Source organism: Pseudomonas sp. EA_5y_Pfl2_R50 (assembly GCF_963970475.1).
Taxonomy (GTDB): domain Bacteria; phylum Pseudomonadota; class Gammaproteobacteria; order Pseudomonadales; family Pseudomonadaceae; genus Aquipseudomonas.
The window spans coordinates 95,421-110,903 of the sequence record NZ_CAXAPT010000011.1 but is presented as its reverse complement, the minus strand read 5'-3'; the positions used below and the strand labels follow the sequence as shown (position 1 = coordinate 110,903).

The window sequence follows — 15,483 nt, the reverse complement described above, 5'->3', positions numbered from 1 at the left end:
ATAGTGCCGGTGCCTTCGCGAGCAGGCTCGCTCCCACATTTGGTATGCATTTCAACTGTGGGAGCGAGCCTGCTCGCGAATGGGGGCACCACCAATCATCCAGAAAAAACCCGGATGCTGGCCTTTCATCCAATTGTCATATTTCAGCCATAGAGTGTTCACACGGCCTGCTGATACTTGGCCCCGACTTAACACACCCTATCTGCTAGGAGTAAGGCATGAAACTGAAGCGTTTGATGGCGGCAATGACTTTTGTCGCTGCTGGCGTTGCGACTGCCAACGCGTTCGCCGCTGTTGACCCTGCTATCCCGAGCTACACCAAGACCACTGGTGTGTCGGGCAACCTGTCCAGCGTCGGTTCCGATACCCTGGCCAACCTCATGACCCTCTGGGCTGAGAACTACAAAAAAGAATACCCGAACGTAAACATCCAGATTCAGGCCGCCGGCTCGTCCACTGCGCCACCTGCGCTGACTGAAGGCACCGCTAACCTGGGCCCGATGAGCCGCAAGATGAAGGACAACGAGCTGCAGGCTTTCGAACAAAAGTATGGCTATAAGCCTACCGCCATCCCGGTTGCCGTGGATGCCCTGGCCGTATTCGTGCACAAGGACAACCCGATCAAGCACCTGACCATGGCTCAGGTGGATGCGATTTTCTCCTCGACACGCCTGTGTGGCGCCAAGGCTGATGTCAAGACCTGGGGTGACCTGGGTGTGACCGGCGACCTGGCCAACAAGCCGGTTCAACTGTTCGGTCGTAACTCGGTGTCCGGCACCTACGGTTACTTCAAAGAAGAAGCCCTGTGCAAAGGCGACTACAAGCCAAACGTCAACGAGCAGCCAGGCTCGGCCTCGGTTGTGCAGTCGATCAGCAGCTCGCTTAACGGCGTCGGTTACTCGGGTATCGGCTACAAGACCGCCAGCGTGAAAACCGTTGCCTTGGCCAAGAAAGAAGGCGGCGAGTTCATCGAAGATACCGAAGAAAACGCCCTGAACGGCAAGTATCCGCTGTCGCGCTTCCTCTACGTTTATGTGAACAAGGCCCCGAACAAGCCTCTGGCGCCCCTGGAAGCCGAGTTCGTGAAGCTGGTGCTGTCGAAAGAGGGTCAGGAAGTTGTGGTGAAAGACGGCTACATCCCACTGCCAGCCAAGGTTGCTGCAAAAGCACTGGCTGACCTGGGTCTGCAGGAAGGCGGCGCTGTCGCAAAGAAGTAACAAATTGAGTCCGAAATAAATACTTTCGGACTCCAGTGTGGGCGCGAGTTTGCTCGCGAAGAAGCCTCTGGATTCAGCCTCTTCATTGACTGAATCAACGCTTTCGCGAGCAAGCCCGCTCCCACACAACCCTCGAATTCTCCGATCCTCCTCCAGTACCCGCTGGAGGTGGATTTTCTGCGTCACTGCATTGTCATCTTTCTGTCATACAGGATCGCTAGGGTGAGCGCATGAATGATCTGGCCAATTCCCACATGACTACTAATCCTCCCAAGCGCATTGACTTCAATACGCCTGAGCTGCAACGCAAGCGCCGCATTCGCGCGCTCAAGGATCGCTTCACCCGCTGGTACGTCCTCGTTGGCGGTCTCGCGGTGCTGGCAGCCATCACCCTGATCTTCTTCTTCCTCGCTTATGTGGTTGCGCCGCTGTTCCAGGGTGCTGACCTGACGGCGAAAGATTCGATCACTCCGGCCTGGATGCAGGACGCCGGCAAACCGCTGATGATTTCGCTCGAAGAGCAGAATCAGGTGGCGATACGCGTTTCCGACAAGGGCCAGGCGCTGTTCTTTGACATCGACAGTGGCGCTGAACTGAAGCGCGTCGATCTGCCGTTGCCGGCCGGCGCCACCGTGACCTCGATTGGTGAAGACCAGCCGGGCCATCCGCTGGTGGCCGTGGGTCTGTCCAACGGTCAGGCGCTGGTGTTCCGTCATACCTATAAAGTCAGCTACCCAGATGGCAAGAAAACCATCAACCCCGCCATTGAGTATCCGTATGGCGAGACGCCCATCGCGTTGAACGAAGCCGGCGGTGCGCTTGAGCATGTCAGCCTGAATGCCTCCGACACGACACTGATGCTGGTGGGTTCGACCGGTTCGCAACTCAACGTGTTGTCGCTGACCAGCGAAGAAAACATGATGACCGGCGAAGTCACCAACGAGCAGACGCGTATCGATCTGCCGCAGATGACCGAACCGGTGAAAAATATCTTCGTCGACCCGCGTCAGCAATGGCTGTACGTGGTCAACGGGCGTGCCCAGGCCGACGTGTTCAGCCTGCGCGACAAGAGCCTCAACGGTCGCTACAAACTGCTCGAAAACGCCGACGCCGAAGTCACTGCAACCACGCAATTGGTGGGCGGTATCTCGCTGATCGTCGGCGACTCCAAGGGGGGGCTGGCCCAGTGGTTCATGGCCCGTGACTCCGATGGTGAGCAGCGCCTGAAGCAGATCCGCACCTTCCAGATGGGCACCACGCCGATCATTGAAATCAGCGCCGAAGAACGCCGCAAAGGCTTCCTCGCGCTGGATGCCAGCGGCAAGCTGGGTGTGTTCCACAGCACTGCGCACCGCACCTTGCTGGTTGATCAGGTTGTAGAAGGGCAAGGCCTGTTCGGTCTGTCGCCGCGCGCCAACCGTGTGATCGTCGAAGCCGGCGGCAAGCTGCAACCGCTGCTGCTCGACAACCCGCACCCGGAAGTTTCCTGGAGCGCGCTGTGGAGCAAGGTCTGGTACGAGAACTACGACGAGCCTAAATACGTCTGGCAATCGACAGCGGCCAACACGGATTTCGAACCGAAACTGAGCCTCTCGCCGTTGACCTTCGGCACCCTCAAAGCTGCGTTCTACGCAATGCTGCTGGCGGCGCCACTGGCCGTTGCCGCAGCGATCTACACCGCGTACTTCATGGCCCCGGGCATGCGTCGCAAGGTCAAACCGGTGATCGAACTGATGGAAGCGATGCCGACGGTGATCCTCGGTTTCTTCGCCGGTCTGTTCCTCGCACCGTATGTGGAAGGGCATCTGCCGGGCATCTTCAGCCTGCTGATGTTGCTGCCTATCGGCATTCTGGTCGCTGGTTTCACCTTCAGCCGTCTGCCTGAATCGATCCGCCTGAAAGTCCCGGACGGCTGGGAAAGTGCGCTGCTGATTCCGGTGATTCTGTTTGTGGGCTGGCTGTCGCTGTACATGAGCCCGTTCATGGAGAACTGGTTCTTCGGCGGTGACATGCGCATGTGGATCTCCCACGACCTGGGCATCACCTACGACCAGCGCAATGCTCTGGTGGTCGGTCTGGCCATGGGTTTTGCGGTGATCCCGAACATCTACTCGATTGCCGAAGACGCCGTGTTCAGCGTGCCGCGCGGCCTGACCCTCGGCTCGCTGGCCCTGGGCGCCACGCCGTGGCAAACCATGACCCGCGTGGTGATCCTGACCGCCAGTCCGGGGATCTTCTCGGCGCTGATGATCGGCATGGGCCGTGCGGTCGGTGAAACCATGATCGTGCTGATGGCCACCGGTAACACCCCGGTCATGGAAATGAACCTGTTCGAAGGCCTGCGCACCCTGGCCGCCAACGTCGCGGTGGAAATGCCGGAGTCGGAAGTCGGCGGCAGCCACTACCGCGTGCTGTTCCTCTCGGCGCTGGTGTTGCTGTTGTTCACCTTCGTCATGAACACCCTGGCAGAACTGATTCGTCAGCGTCTGCGCAAGAAATACTCGTCGCTTTAAGCAAAGGTAGAAGTCTGTGAAACAGAACTCCCTGAAAGGATGGTTCAAGAGCGGCGCCCCGGGCGTCTGGATCAGCGGTGGCGCGGTGTCCATCGCGGTCATCATGACCATTGGCCTGTTGGCGGTGATTGCCGTGCGCGGTCTGGGTCACTTCTGGCCGGCGGATCTGGTGCATGCCAGCTACGACGTGCCGGGCCAGGCCCAGCATCTGGTCATCGGCGAAGTGGTACAGAAAGAAGAAGTGCCCCGTGCCCGCCTGAAGAGCGCCGGCCTGCCGGTGCCGGATGAAGGCCCGGAATTCATGACCCGCGAGCTGATCAAGGTCGGCAACCGTGATTTGAATGGCAATGACTTCACCTGGATCGTCGGCGAGTGGCTGACCAACCAGACCACGCCGCCAGAGCTGATGGCCATCGAGCGTCGTGAGTGGGGCAACTTCTACGGCTACCTGGTCAACGTCAAGCAGGACGGCAAGGTCATCGCCGAGGGCGAGGCTGCATGGCCTGAGCTGCAAGCGCGGATCAACCGTGTAAACGGTCTGGCGGCACAACTCAAGTCGCTGGAAAAGACTGACATTGGTGCAATCAACGCCGGTCTGGAACGCATCCGTCTGCACGGTCGCAAACTGGAACTGGAAGGCAAGCTCGACGCCACCGCGCAAGCGGACATGGAGTCCGAGCGCGCCGAGCTGAATGCGCGTTATAAGGACATCGAAGCACGTCTGGCCGATCTGCATGCGCAGTTCAACCGCGATGCGCTGACCGCTCGCGATGCCAACGGCAAAGAGCTCGAAATCGGTCTGGGCAAAGTCGTTCACGCCTACCAGCCGAACGCGATGAGCACCTTCACCAAAGTCGGCTTCTACTTCAGCAAGATCTGGGAATTCCTTTCGGACGACCCGCGTGAAGCAAACACCGAAGGTGGGATTTTCCCGGCGATTTTCGGCACCGTGATGATGACGTTGATCATGGCGATGATCGTCACCCCGTTCGGCGTGCTGGCGGCGGTGTACCTGCGTGAATACGCCAAACAGAACACCCTGACGCGGATCATCCGTATCGCGGTGAACAACCTCGCGGGCGTTCCGGCGATCGTTTATGGCGTGTTCGGTCTGGGCTTCTTCGTTTACGTACTCGGTGGTTCGGTCGACCGTCTGTTCTTCCCCGAAGCACTGCCGGCACCGACATTCGGTACACCGGGTCTGCTCTGGGCCTCGCTGACTCTGGCGCTGCTGGCGGTGCCGGTGGTGATCGTCGCGACGGAAGAAGGTCTGGCGCGTATCCCGCGTACTGTGCGTGAAGGTTCGCTGGCACTGGGCGCGACCAAGGCTGAAACCCTGTGGAAGATCGTGATCCCGATGGCCAGCCCGGCAATGATGACCGGCATGATCCTCGCCGTGGCTCGCGCCGCCGGTGAAGTGGCGCCGCTGATGCTGGTGGGTGTGGTGAAACTGGCGCCGTCGCTGCCGGTGGACGGCAATTACCCGTACCTGCACCTGGACCAGAAGATCATGCACTTGGGCTTCCACATTTATGACGTCGGCTTCCAGAGCCCGAACGTCGAAGCGGCCCGTCCGCTGGTGTACGCCACGGCGCTGTTGCTGGTGCTGGTAATCGCCACGTTGAACCTGTCGGCGGTGTATATCCGTAACCACCTGCGCGAAAAATACAAAGCACTGGATAGCTAAAGCCATTAGCCACAAGCGGCAAGCTACAAGCCGCTTTTGCTCAAACTTGCAGCTTGCAGCTAGAAGCTCGCAGCTACGAACGGAGTGAGAACCATGCAGCACGAAACACATACCCACGGCATCAACATGTCCGCCCTGGGCCGCGACAAGCAGAGCCTCAGCCTCGAGCAGGAAACCGTGGCCATCGAAGTGCCCGGCCTGAGCCTGTACTACGGCGAGAAACAAGCACTGTTCGACGTCAGCATGAATATCCCGAAACAGCGCGTCACCGCGTTCATCGGCCCGTCCGGCTGCGGTAAGTCGACGCTGCTGCGCACTTTCAACCGTATGAACGATCTGGTCGACGGCTGCCGCGTAGAAGGCGCTATCAACCTGTACGGCAACAACATCTACCGCAAGGGCGAAGACGTGGCTGAACTGCGTCGTCGCGTCGGCATGGTGTTCCAGAAGCCCAACCCGTTCCCGAAGACCATCTACGAAAACGTGGTCTACGGCCTGCGCATTCAGGGCATCAACAAGAAGCGCGTCCTCGACGAGGCAGTCGAGTGGGCGTTGAAAGGCGCGGCGCTGTGGGATGAGGTCAAGGATCGTCTGCACGACTCGGCACTCGGCCTGTCCGGTGGTCAGCAACAACGTCTGGTCATCGCCCGCACTATCGCGGTTGAGCCGGAAGTACTGCTGCTCGACGAACCGTGCTCGGCACTCGACCCGATCTCGACGCTGAAAGTCGAAGAGCTGATCTACGAGCTGAAGTCCAAGTTCACCATCGTCATCGTTACGCACAACATGCAACAGGCGGCGCGGGTGTCCGACTACACGGCGTTCATGTACATGGGCAAACTGGTGGAGTTCGGCGACACCGATACCCTGTTCACCAATCCGGCGAAGAAGCAGACCGAAGACTACATCACTGGACGGTACGGCTAGCCGTACAGCCGCAAGCTTGAAGCTTCAAGCGGCAAGAAAGAATCGGTGCGATATCAGGACTTATACATAACTGCTTGAAGCTTGCAGCTTGAAGCTTGCAACTTTCGCGGAGCGAACAATGATTTCTAAAGAAGGCCTCACCCATCACATCTCTGCGCAGTTCAACGCTGAGCTTGAGGAAGTGCGCAGCCACCTCCTGGCCATGGGCGGGCTGGTCGAGAAGCAGGTCAACGACGCGGTGACTGCACTGATCGAGGCCGACTCCGGCCTGGCTCAACAGGTGCGCGAGATCGACGACCAGATCAATCAGATGGAACGCAACATCGACGAAGAATGCCTGCGCATTCTCGCCCGTCGTCAGCCGGCGGCGTCCGATCTGCGTCTGATCATCAGCATCTCCAAGTCGGTGATCGACCTGGAGCGCATCGGTGACGAAGCGACCAAGATCGCCCGCCGCGCCATTCAGCTCTGCGAAGAAGGCGAAGCGCCGCGCGGTTACGTCGAGGTGCGCCACATCGGCGACCAGGTGCGCAACATGGTTCGCGATGCATTGGACGCGTTTGCCCGTTTCGACGCCGATCTGGCGTTGTCGGTGGCGCAGTACGACAAGATCATCGACCGCGAATACAAAACCGCCCTGCGTGAGCTGGCGACCTACATGATGGAAGACCCGCGCTCTATCTCGCGGGTTTTGAGCATCATCTGGGTGCTGCGTTCGCTGGAGCGCATCGGCGACCACGCGCGCAACATCTCCGAACTGGTCATCTACCTGGTGCGCGGCACCGACGTGCGCCACATGGGCCTCAAGCGCATGAAGGAAGAAGTTGAAGGTACAAGCGGCGAAACCGCTAATGTTCCGGGCGAAGCTGACGATAAGTAAGATTGCCTGAGAAAAGCGCCCGGCCCTTTGGCCGGGCGTTTTTGTTTCTGCTTTTCACAATGCAGATCGAATTAAAAAAGCAGCACCCGCGAACGAAAAGTCCCGGCGTGACTGAAGAGTTTTGGCAATGTGCCATCAGCCAGCGTTATGCTTGCCGGGATTTTAATAGGGGTGTTGGATGAGCAAGATCAGTGTGTTGGTCGTGGACGATGCTTCGTTCATTCGTGACCTGGTGAAAAAGTGCCTGCGTAATTACTTCCCGGGAATCCGCACCGAGGACGCCATCAACGGCAAAAAGGCCCAGGCCATGCTGGCCAGAGAGGCGTTCGACCTGGTCCTGTGCGATTGGGAGATGCCGGAAATGTCCGGTCTCGAACTGCTGACCTGGTGCCGCGAGCAAGATAACCTCAAGACCATGCCATTCGTCATGGTGACCAGCCGTGGCGACAAGGAAAACGTCGTCCAGGCGATCCAGGCCGGCGTTTCCGGCTACGTCAGCAAGCCATTCACCAACGAGCAACTACTGACCAAGGTCAAGCAGGCGCTGAACAAGGTTGGCAAGCTCGACACTCTGATGAACAGTGCGCCGACCAAAATGAACTCGGCGTTCGGCAACGATTCCCTGAGCGCGTTGACCGGCGGCAAGCCTGCCGTGGTCGGTGGCGCTCCGGCAGCGGCGGCGGTCAATCCGTTTGCCAAGCCAGCGGCTGCCGCACCTGCGCCAGCCGCTGCGCCATCGCGCGGATTGCTCAACAGCCCGCCGGTTCAGGCCCCAGCAGCCTCGAAAGCGGCGGCCGGTGGTCGTGGTCAGGGTCAATTGCGTCTGCCTAGCGGCAACCAGCAATGCGTGATCAAGGCGCTGAGCATCAAGGAGGCGCTGCTGGTGATCAAACGTACCGAAACCCTGCCGCAGATCCTCGACAGTGCCGTGCTCGATCTGGAGCAGGGCGACAACGCCGAAATCGCCCGTCTCAACGGCTACCTGCACGCCATCGTCGCGCATGAGCAGAAAGCCGACAGCGACTGGCTGCAACTGACCTTCCGCTTTGTCGATCAGGACGCGCAGAAACTCGACTACATCTCTCGCCTGATCGCGCGTGGCACGGCGCAGAAGCACTTCGTTCCGGGCGCATGATCTTCGTCGCCTGACAGTCCGCTATCGCGAGCAGGGCTGGCTCCCACATTTGAAATGCATTTCCAATGTGGGAGCCAGCCCTGCTGGCGAAGGGGCCTTCAAAAGCACCACCCATCTCCCGCGCCTGCCAATTTGAAACATCTGTCGACTAGCCTGGTTTGCTTCACCTGCTAGGCTCTTTTCCAGGCCTCTTTTCGACAGACTCTTGCCCATGCTCGCGCGCCTGCTGTTTTTCTGTGGTCTTTTCATGGCCTCCAACCCGGCTGTGGCCATGACCATCTACAAATCCACCGATGCCAACGGCGTGGTTTCGTACAGCGACCGTCCGAGCAAAGGCTCGCAGGTGTTCGTCTTTCAGGACCGCATGGTCGAACGTCTGGAGCGCCAGGTGTACCTCGACATCAAAAAGCAGAAGGGCTCCGACGTGGTCTTCGTGCGCAACGATCTGTATGCGCCGGTCAAAATTGCCCTGGCATTCACCGGTCTGAGCAATGTCCGGGGTGCGCCGGCGCAAACCATCCACCGCGTGCTGCCAGCGCGCAGCAATACGCGGTTGGCGCTGCTGACGGCGGTGTCCGGCAAGCAGCCGCTGGTGTACACGCCACAATTTCACTATTCCCTCGGCGACCCCGCTGGCACCGCACAGGGCTATCGCTATCCGCTTCCATGGCGTGGCGGACCGTTCCGCCTGAGTCAGGGCGCCAATGGCCAATACAGCCACTATGGGCCGAAAAATCGCTATGCCATGGACATCGCCATGCCAGTCGGCACGCCGATTATTGCCGCGCGGGCGGGGGTGGTGGTGAAGACCGAGAATTCACAGAGCGGGCGCGGCTCGGATGCGTCCGGTAACTTTGTGCGAGTCCTTCATGACGACGGCACCATGGGCGTGTACCTGCACCTCAAGCAAGGCTCGGTGAGTGTGCGCGAAGGGCAGAGGGTGACCGTGGGCAGTCCGCTGGCGTTGTCGGGCAATACAGGCAACAGCAGCGGCCCGCACCTGCACTTTGTGGTGCAGCGCAATACCGGGGAGGGGTTGGTGTCGATTCCGTATCAGTTCGTGCAGCCGCTGGGGGCGTTGCCCAACTTTGCGTTGGGCAAGCAATGATTTGCTGACCTGCGGGAGCGACGCGGTGCCGGATCAGCCCATCAATCGAGCATCAACACCTTGGCCAGCACAATCTTCGGCCCTTTCATCTTCTTGATGATGATCCGCAAGCCTTCGACTTCCAGCACTTCTTCCTCTTCCGGCACCCGTTTAAGGGTTTCGTAGACCAGCCCGGCGAGGGTTTCCGCTTCGATGTGATCAAGGTCGATGCCCAGCAGACGCTCGACTTTGAACAGCGGTGTATCGCCGCGCACCAGCAACTTGCCCGGCTGATAGGCGAGGATGCCGCGCTCGGCCTTGCGGTGTTCGTCCTGAATGTCGCCGACCAGCACTTCCAGCACGTCTTCCATGGTCAGGTAGCCGATGATGTTGCCGTCAGCCTCCTCGACCACGGCGAAGTGCGAACCACCCTTGCGGAACTGCTCCAGCAACTGCGACAGCGGCATGTGCCGCGACACGCGCTCCAGCGGGCGGGTCAGCTCAGCCAGGTTGAACGACTCGGGAATGTGGTCCAGCGCTGCCAGTTCCAGCAACAGATCCTTGATGTGCAGCAGGCCGACGAACTCCTGGCGCTCGCTGTCGTACACCGGATAACGGCTGAACTTGTGGCGACGGAACATCGCCAGGATTTCTTTCAGCGGCGCGTTGAATTCGAGTGTGATCAAGTCTTCGCGGGAATTGGCCCAGTCGACCACTTCCAGTTCGCCCATTTCCACGGCCGACGCCAGCACGCGCATGCCCTGATCGCTCGGGTCCTGGCCACGGCTGGAGTGCAGGATCAGTTTCAGTTCTTCGCGGCTGTAATGGTGTTCATGGTGCGGGCCGGGTTCGCCTTGACCGGCGATACGCAGAATCGCGTTGGCGCTGGCGTTGAGCAGATAAATCGCCGGGTACATCGCCCAGTAGAACAGGTACAGCGGTACGGCTGTCCACAGCGAAAGCAGTTCGGGTTTGCGGATCGCCCAGGATTTCGGGGCCAGTTCGCCGACCACGATGTGCAGGTACGAAATGATGAAGAACGCGGTGAAGAACGACACGCCTTTGACGATTTCCGGCGACTGCACGCCGACCGCGCTCAGCAGCGGCTCGAGAATGTGTGCGAACGCCGGCTCACCAACCCAGCCGAGGCCAAGGGAAGCGAGGGTGATACCGAGCTGACACGCCGACAGGTAGGCATCGAGCTGACTGTGTACGGTGCGCAGAATGTGTCCGCGCCAGCCGTGTTGCTCAGCGATGGCCTCGACCCGGGTCGAGCGCAGTTTGACCATGGCGAATTCCGCTGCAACGAAAAAGCCGTTGAGCAAAACCAGGATCAGAGCAAATAGGATCATGCCGAAATCGGCGAATATTGTTGCGAGGGACAAGCCAGGGGAAGGGTCCATGATGGAGTTTTGCGGGTTCCGTGTGATTCAAGAGAGGTAAAAGCCGCGCCTGAAAGGCAGGCACAAGTCAGCCAATGTAGCGGCTGACCTGGCGATTGCCTAGTGCGACATTACTCAGCGGCGCTGATCGCCCGTGCGCTGGCCGCTTGTGCCGGGGCGAAATGGCAGGTGAAGGTGCTGCCATGGCCGGGCACGCTGCTGATCTCCATGCGCGCGCGGTGGCGCAACAATACGTGTTTGACGATGGCGAGGCCAAGGCCGGTGCCGCCGGTGTTGGAGTTGCGGCTGGAGTCGACGCGGTAGAAACGTTCGGTCAGGCGCGGCAGGTGTTTGCTGTCGATGCCGATCCCGGAGTCCTGCACGCTCAGGTGTGCGCCCTGATCGTCGCCCCACCAGCGAATGCGGATGTTGCCCTCGGCCGGGGTGTATTTCACCGCGTTGAACACCAGATTGGAAAATGCGCTGCGCAATTCCGCCTCGCTGCCCTTGAGCAGCAGGCTGGCATCGGCTTCCAGCGTGATGCGCTGGTTCTTCGAACCGGACAATTGCTGCGCATCGCTCTTGATCGATTGCAGCAGCGTATCGATCTGCACGGGATGGTTGTCCGACGGGTAATCGGTGGCTTCCAGTTTCGCCAGCAGCAACAGATCGTTGAGCAGCGTCTGCATGCGTCCGCCCTGTTGTTGCATCTGTTGCAGAGCGCGGCTCCAGCGCGGATTAACCTCTTCGACGTTGTCGAGCAGGGTTTCCAGATAACCGCAGATCACCGTCAGCGGCGTGCGCAGTTCGTGGGAGACGTTGGCGATGAAGTCTTTGCGCATCTGTTCCAACTGATGGATGCGCGTGACGTCGCGCACCAGCATCAAATGCTCATTGTTGCCGTAGCGGGTCAGGTACAGCTGAATGCGCACGCGATCATTGGTCGGCGAAGGGATTTCCAGCGGTTCGGCGTAACTGTCCTGCTCGAAGTACTCCTTGAAGCGCGGATGGCGCACCAGATTGGTCACCGGTTGACCGCTGTCCTGCGGGGTCTTGAGACCGAGCAGGGTTTCGGCGGCGCGGTTCCACCATTCCAGGTTGCCGTCGCTGTCGAGCATGATCACCGCGTCTTTGAGCGCGGCAGTGGATTCCTGCACCCGGTCGATCACCGCTTGCAGGCGCCCGCGCACGCGCTGATCGCGGCGTTGCAAGTGGTAAATGCTGTCGAACACTTCGCCCCACAGGCCATAGCCATCGGGCGGCGCTTCGTCGGGTTGGTGCTGACGCAGCCATTCGTGCAGACGCAGTAATTGCTTGAGCGTCCAGGCCAGATAAATCCCCAGACCCGCCGCCAGACTCCAGCCGTAATAGCCGGTGATCAGGCCGATCACCAGGCAAGCGGTGACCAGCAACAGCATGTGGCGAATCAGGGTGCCATGCCAGTTTTGATTCACGGGGGCGTCCTTAGCCGCAGCGTCAAGTTTCAAACTGCAAGCTACAAGTCAGAGCGGCTCGCTGTTTCCTGCCGCTTGTAGCTAGAAACTTGCAGCTGTTTTTATGCTTTTGTGGAGAACCGGTAGCCGGTGCCGCGCACGGTTTGTACCAGATTCTCGTAAGCGTCGCCGAGCGCTTTGCGCAGGCGGCGGATATGCACGTCGACGGTGCGCTCTTCAACATAGACGTTGCCGCCCCAGACCTGATCCAGCAACTGGCCACGGGTGTAGGCGCGTTCCTGGTGGGTCATGAAGAATTGCAGCAGACGGTATTCGGTCGGGCCCATTTCGGCCGGACGGCCATCAATGGTCACGCGGTGGCTGATCGGGTCGAGCAGCAAGCCACCGACTTCAATGGGCGCTTCGCCGTCGGTCGGGCCGGCGCGACGCAGCACAGCCTTGAGGCGGGCGACCAGTTCGCGCGGGGAAAACGGTTTGGTGATGTAATCGTCGGCGCCGACTTCCAGACCCTGGATCTTGTTGTCCTCTTCGCCCTTGGCGGTGAGCATGATGATCGGGATGTCCCCGGTCAGCTCATCGCGCTTGAGACGGCGGGCCAGTTCGATGCCGGAAGTGCCGGGCAGCATCCAGTCGAGCAGGATCAGGTCCGGCTTGCGGTCGACGATGATAGCGTGGGCCTGCTGCGAGTTTTCCGCCTCGAGGCATTCATAGCCGGCCATTTCCAACGCAACGGCGATCATTTCGCGAATGGGCGCCTCGTCGTCGACGATCAGAATGCTCCTGCCAACCATGCCTTAATCCTCTTGTCATTTAACTGTCTTGCGCCGCATTAGATAACGGAATTATTGCAGTCGTGTGACAGTATTTTAGTCCGACAGCGTTTGTGCAAATCCTCAACTAAGCTCTAAGTCCGAATCCTGACAACCACAAAAGAAGGTTTCCATGACTCAAATGACTGCTTCTTTCAAAGCACTGCTGCTTGCCGCTGCCGTTGCATTACCGTCGATGGCGTTCGCCGCTGACCCGGTCATGATGAAAGACGGCATGATGACCGACCACAAAGGCATGACCGTGTATACCTTCGACAAGGACATGGGCGGTAAATCGATGTGTAACGGCGATTGCGCGAAGAACTGGCCGCCGATGATGGCGCCGGCGGGTGCCAAGGCTGAAGGCAAATTCACCCCCATCAAGCGTGATGACGGCATGATGCAATGGGCATATGACGGCAAGCCGCTTTACACCTTCAAAATGGATGAAAAACCAGGCGACATGAAGGGGGAAGGGTTCAAGGACATGTGGCACATGCCGAAACACTGAGTCCTGCAGCAACTGCGTCCCTTGTGGGAGCGAGCAAGCCCGCTCCCACACGTGGATATCAGCGCAACGCGTAATCCAGCACGATTGCGACGAATATCGCCAACCCGGCCCAGTGGTTGTGCAAAAACGCCTTGAAGCAACGCATCCGGTCACGGTCTCGGGTGTACCAGAACTCCCACGCATAGCACCCGGCAGCCACCAGCAAGCCGAGATGGAACCAGACGCCCAGCTCGAACTTCGACCCCGCCAGCAACAGACAACCCAGCGACAGTGCCTGCAAGCTCAGGATAATCATCCGGTCCGCTTCGCCGAACAGAATCGCCGTCGATTTCACGCCGATCTTCAAATCGTCATCGCGATCAGTCATCGCGTAATACGTGTCGTAACCCACCGTCCACAGCAGGTTGGCGATCCATAGCAGCCATGCCGCCGCCGGCAGCTCGCCGGTTTCGGCGGTGAACGCCATCGGCATGCCCCACGAGAACGCTGCGCCCAGCACCACTTGCGGGTAATAGGTGTAGCGCTTCATGAACGGGTAGGTGCAGGCCAGCGCCAGACCGCCCAGCGACAACCAGATGGTCGGCGCATTGGTGCACAGTACCAGCAGGAAACTCACGCCCATCAGCAGGGCAAAGAACACCAGCGCTTCTTTCGAGCTGATTCTGCCGGCAGCCAATGGCCGCTGTGCGGTGCGTTTGACGTGACCGTCGACCTTGCGGTCGGCCCAGTCGTTGATCACGCAGCCACCGGCGCGGGTCAGTATTACGCCGAGGACGAAAATCACGATGTTGGCCAGCGACGGAGCGCCCTTGCCGGCAATCCACAACGCCCACAGGGTCGGCCAGAGCAGCAGATAGATGCCAATCGGCTTGTCCATGCGCGTCAACTGAATGAAGTCCCACGCGCGCGGGTTCAAACGGTTCAGGGACTTGAGCAGGCTCTGATACATCAGCGGTTCTCCGGATGGGCGCCGACGGCGCTCCACAGGCTCGGCAGGAAAATTTCCGCCACCAGTACGCTCAGCGCGCCACGGTCGAAACGGGAACGACGTCCCCACAAACCGGGTGCTTTGGCGGCTTGCGGCAGCCATTCTTCAGGGTAATGGCAAACTTCGATGGCGCGGCGTTGAAACGCCTGATCGCAAAACAGCAGCTCACCCAGAGAGCGGCTGCCCAGTTCATCCATGTGCAGCCCATCGCCTTGCAGGGCTGCGCGTGACGCTACGCTGCGGGCAAAGACCCAGGCCTCGTTGTGGCCGTGCAGATACACCTCGCGCACCCAGCCTTCGCTGCCTTCGGCCAGATCCAGCGCGGTGCATTCATCGCTACGCAGGGTGTCCCAGCCTTCGAACAGCGGCGTGACGCTGAAGCCATCATTGGACAGCCAGGTCAGACGCCGGGTCAGGGAGCCTTCGTCGAACAGCCAGTCCAGCGTCAACGAATCGGGGAGGGGCGTCAGTTGGCTTTGAATCAGCCAGGGCGGGGCCGGGCAGGCATTTGAATGTTGCACAATGAGTCATTATTGGCCGCAAATGAGGCGGCGAGCTTACCATGGCGGGCGGCGATATTGATTGATCCGGATCGCCATTGCGCCGAACAGGCTTGCATCTGCCCGGCTCCATCAGTACAAAACGCCCTGAGCCGGATGGCAGCGCAACACCCATCGACTATCCGTGCCGGCAATAAGCCTGAAACCCTGAGGAAGTACCTGAATGAAAAAGTGGCAATGTGTGGTCTGCGGCCTGATCTACAACGAAGCCGAGGGTTGGCCGGATGACGGCATTGCGCCGGGCACGCTGTGGCAGGACGTGCCTGAAGACTGGCTGTGCCCGGACTGTGGCGTCGGCAAACTCGACTTCGAAATGATCGAAATCAACTAAGC

Annotated in this window: 14 protein-coding genes; 9 read left to right on the top strand and 5 right to left on the bottom strand. The window is 59.7% G+C overall.

Annotated elements, in window-relative coordinates; all coding sequences use genetic code 11:
* Positions 1-218 precede the first annotated feature (218 nt).
* From AACY19_RS19360 to AACY19_RS19330, 7 genes are all read left to right on the top strand, one after another.
* Positions 219-1,217, top strand: a complete 999-nt coding sequence (locus AACY19_RS19360) for a phosphate ABC transporter substrate-binding protein PstS (RefSeq protein WP_339452979.1) — start codon at positions 219-221, stop codon at positions 1,215-1,217.
* Positions 1,218-1,696: 479 nt separating this feature from the next.
* The gene (locus AACY19_RS19355) at positions 1,697-3,730 is read left to right on the top strand and encodes an ABC transporter permease subunit (RefSeq protein WP_339453173.1); all 2,034 of its coding nucleotides are present in this window, start codon (positions 1,697-1,699) and stop codon (positions 3,728-3,730) included.
* A 16-nt stretch (positions 3,731-3,746) separates the two neighbouring features.
* Complete coding sequence (pstA, locus tag AACY19_RS19350; protein ID WP_339452977.1) at positions 3,747-5,417, top strand: phosphate ABC transporter permease PstA; 1,671 nt, start codon at positions 3,747-3,749, stop codon at positions 5,415-5,417.
* Between the two features lie 93 nt (positions 5,418-5,510).
* The gene (gene pstB, locus AACY19_RS19345; protein ID WP_339452975.1) at positions 5,511-6,344 is read left to right on the top strand and encodes a phosphate ABC transporter ATP-binding protein PstB; all 834 of its coding nucleotides are present in this window, start codon (positions 5,511-5,513) and stop codon (positions 6,342-6,344) included.
* 118 nt (positions 6,345-6,462) lie between these two features.
* Positions 6,463-7,224, top strand: a complete 762-nt coding sequence (gene phoU, locus AACY19_RS19340; RefSeq protein ID WP_186531114.1) for a phosphate signaling complex protein PhoU — start codon at positions 6,463-6,465, stop codon at positions 7,222-7,224.
* A gap of 178 nt (positions 7,225-7,402) precedes the next feature.
* The gene (locus tag AACY19_RS19335) at positions 7,403-8,359 is read left to right on the top strand and encodes a response regulator (RefSeq protein WP_339452970.1); all 957 of its coding nucleotides are present in this window, start codon (positions 7,403-7,405) and stop codon (positions 8,357-8,359) included.
* Between the two features lie 211 nt (positions 8,360-8,570).
* Positions 8,571-9,467 (top strand): M23 family metallopeptidase, encoded by an 897-nt coding sequence (locus AACY19_RS19330; protein ID WP_339452968.1) that lies wholly within the window; start codon positions 8,571-8,573, stop codon positions 9,465-9,467.
* A gap of 41 nt (positions 9,468-9,508) precedes the next feature.
* On the opposite strand, the gene AACY19_RS19325 is transcribed toward AACY19_RS19330, so the two are convergent.
* The 3 genes from AACY19_RS19325 to phoB all read right to left on the bottom strand — a co-directional run bounded on the left by AACY19_RS19325 (position 9,509) and on the right by phoB (position 13,073).
* Positions 9,509-10,849, bottom strand: a complete 1,341-nt coding sequence (locus tag AACY19_RS19325; protein ID WP_339452966.1) for a hemolysin family protein — start codon at positions 10,847-10,849, stop codon at positions 9,509-9,511.
* 110 nt (positions 10,850-10,959) lie between these two features.
* Positions 10,960-12,246, bottom strand: a complete 1,287-nt coding sequence (phoR, locus tag AACY19_RS19320; protein ID WP_339453171.1) for a phosphate regulon sensor histidine kinase PhoR — start codon at positions 12,244-12,246, stop codon at positions 10,960-10,962.
* 137 nt (positions 12,247-12,383) lie between these two features.
* Complete coding sequence (gene phoB, locus AACY19_RS19315; protein ID WP_339452964.1) at positions 12,384-13,073, bottom strand: phosphate regulon transcriptional regulator PhoB; 690 nt, start codon at positions 13,071-13,073, stop codon at positions 12,384-12,386.
* Between the two features lie 151 nt (positions 13,074-13,224).
* Between phoB and AACY19_RS19310 the strand changes: the two genes are divergently transcribed.
* Positions 13,225-13,602, top strand: a complete 378-nt coding sequence (locus tag AACY19_RS19310; RefSeq protein ID WP_339452962.1) for a COG4315 family predicted lipoprotein — start codon at positions 13,225-13,227, stop codon at positions 13,600-13,602.
* Positions 13,603-13,660: 58 nt separating this feature from the next.
* On the opposite strand, the gene ubiA is transcribed toward AACY19_RS19310, so the two are convergent.
* Together ubiA and AACY19_RS19300 are read right to left on the bottom strand one after the other, a co-directional pair.
* Complete coding sequence (ubiA, locus tag AACY19_RS19305) at positions 13,661-14,551, bottom strand: 4-hydroxybenzoate octaprenyltransferase (RefSeq protein WP_339452960.1); 891 nt, start codon at positions 14,549-14,551, stop codon at positions 13,661-13,663.
* A complete protein-coding gene (locus AACY19_RS19300; RefSeq protein WP_339452958.1) occupies positions 14,551-15,111 on the bottom strand; it encodes a chorismate--pyruvate lyase family protein in 561 nt (186 codons plus the stop codon). Before AACY19_RS19300 ends, ubiA begins: the two co-directional genes overlap by 1 nt.
* Positions 15,112-15,313: 202 nt before the next feature.
* Here AACY19_RS19300 and AACY19_RS19295 point away from each other — a divergent pair, with 202 nt between their 5' ends.
* Positions 15,314-15,481 carry a rubredoxin gene (locus AACY19_RS19295; RefSeq protein ID WP_007920267.1) on the top strand — a complete coding sequence of 56 codons (168 nt, stop codon included), beginning with the start codon at positions 15,314-15,316 and terminating at the stop codon, positions 15,479-15,481.
* The last annotated feature ends 2 nt before the right edge of the window (positions 15,482-15,483 follow it).

Coding starts and splice junctions, on each gene's coding strand:
- AACY19_RS19360 (WP_339452979.1), top strand. CDS start 219: ATGAAACTGAAGCGTTTGATGGCGGCAATGACTTTTGTCGCTGCTGGC.
- AACY19_RS19355 (WP_339453173.1), top strand. CDS start 1,697: ATGCAGGACGCCGGCAAACCGCTGATGATTTCGCTCGAAGAGCAGAAT.
- pstB (WP_339452975.1), top strand. CDS start 5,511: ATGCAGCACGAAACACATACCCACGGCATCAACATGTCCGCCCTGGGC.
- phoU (WP_186531114.1), top strand. CDS start 6,463: ATGATTTCTAAAGAAGGCCTCACCCATCACATCTCTGCGCAGTTCAAC.
- AACY19_RS19335 (WP_339452970.1), top strand. CDS start 7,403: ATGAGCAAGATCAGTGTGTTGGTCGTGGACGATGCTTCGTTCATTCGT.
- AACY19_RS19330 (WP_339452968.1), top strand. CDS start 8,571: ATGCTCGCGCGCCTGCTGTTTTTCTGTGGTCTTTTCATGGCCTCCAAC.
- AACY19_RS19325 (WP_339452966.1), bottom strand. CDS start 10,849: ATGGACCCTTCCCCTGGCTTGTCCCTCGCAACAATATTCGCCGATTTC.
- phoR (WP_339453171.1), bottom strand. CDS start 12,246: ATGCTGTTGCTGGTCACCGCTTGCCTGGTGATCGGCCTGATCACCGGC.
- phoB (WP_339452964.1), bottom strand. CDS start 13,073: ATGGTTGGCAGGAGCATTCTGATCGTCGACGACGAGGCGCCCATTCGC.
- AACY19_RS19310 (WP_339452962.1), top strand. CDS start 13,225: ATGACTCAAATGACTGCTTCTTTCAAAGCACTGCTGCTTGCCGCTGCC.
- ubiA (WP_339452960.1), bottom strand. CDS start 14,551: ATGTATCAGAGCCTGCTCAAGTCCCTGAACCGTTTGAACCCGCGCGCG.
- AACY19_RS19295 (WP_007920267.1), top strand. CDS start 15,314: ATGAAAAAGTGGCAATGTGTGGTCTGCGGCCTGATCTACAACGAAGCC.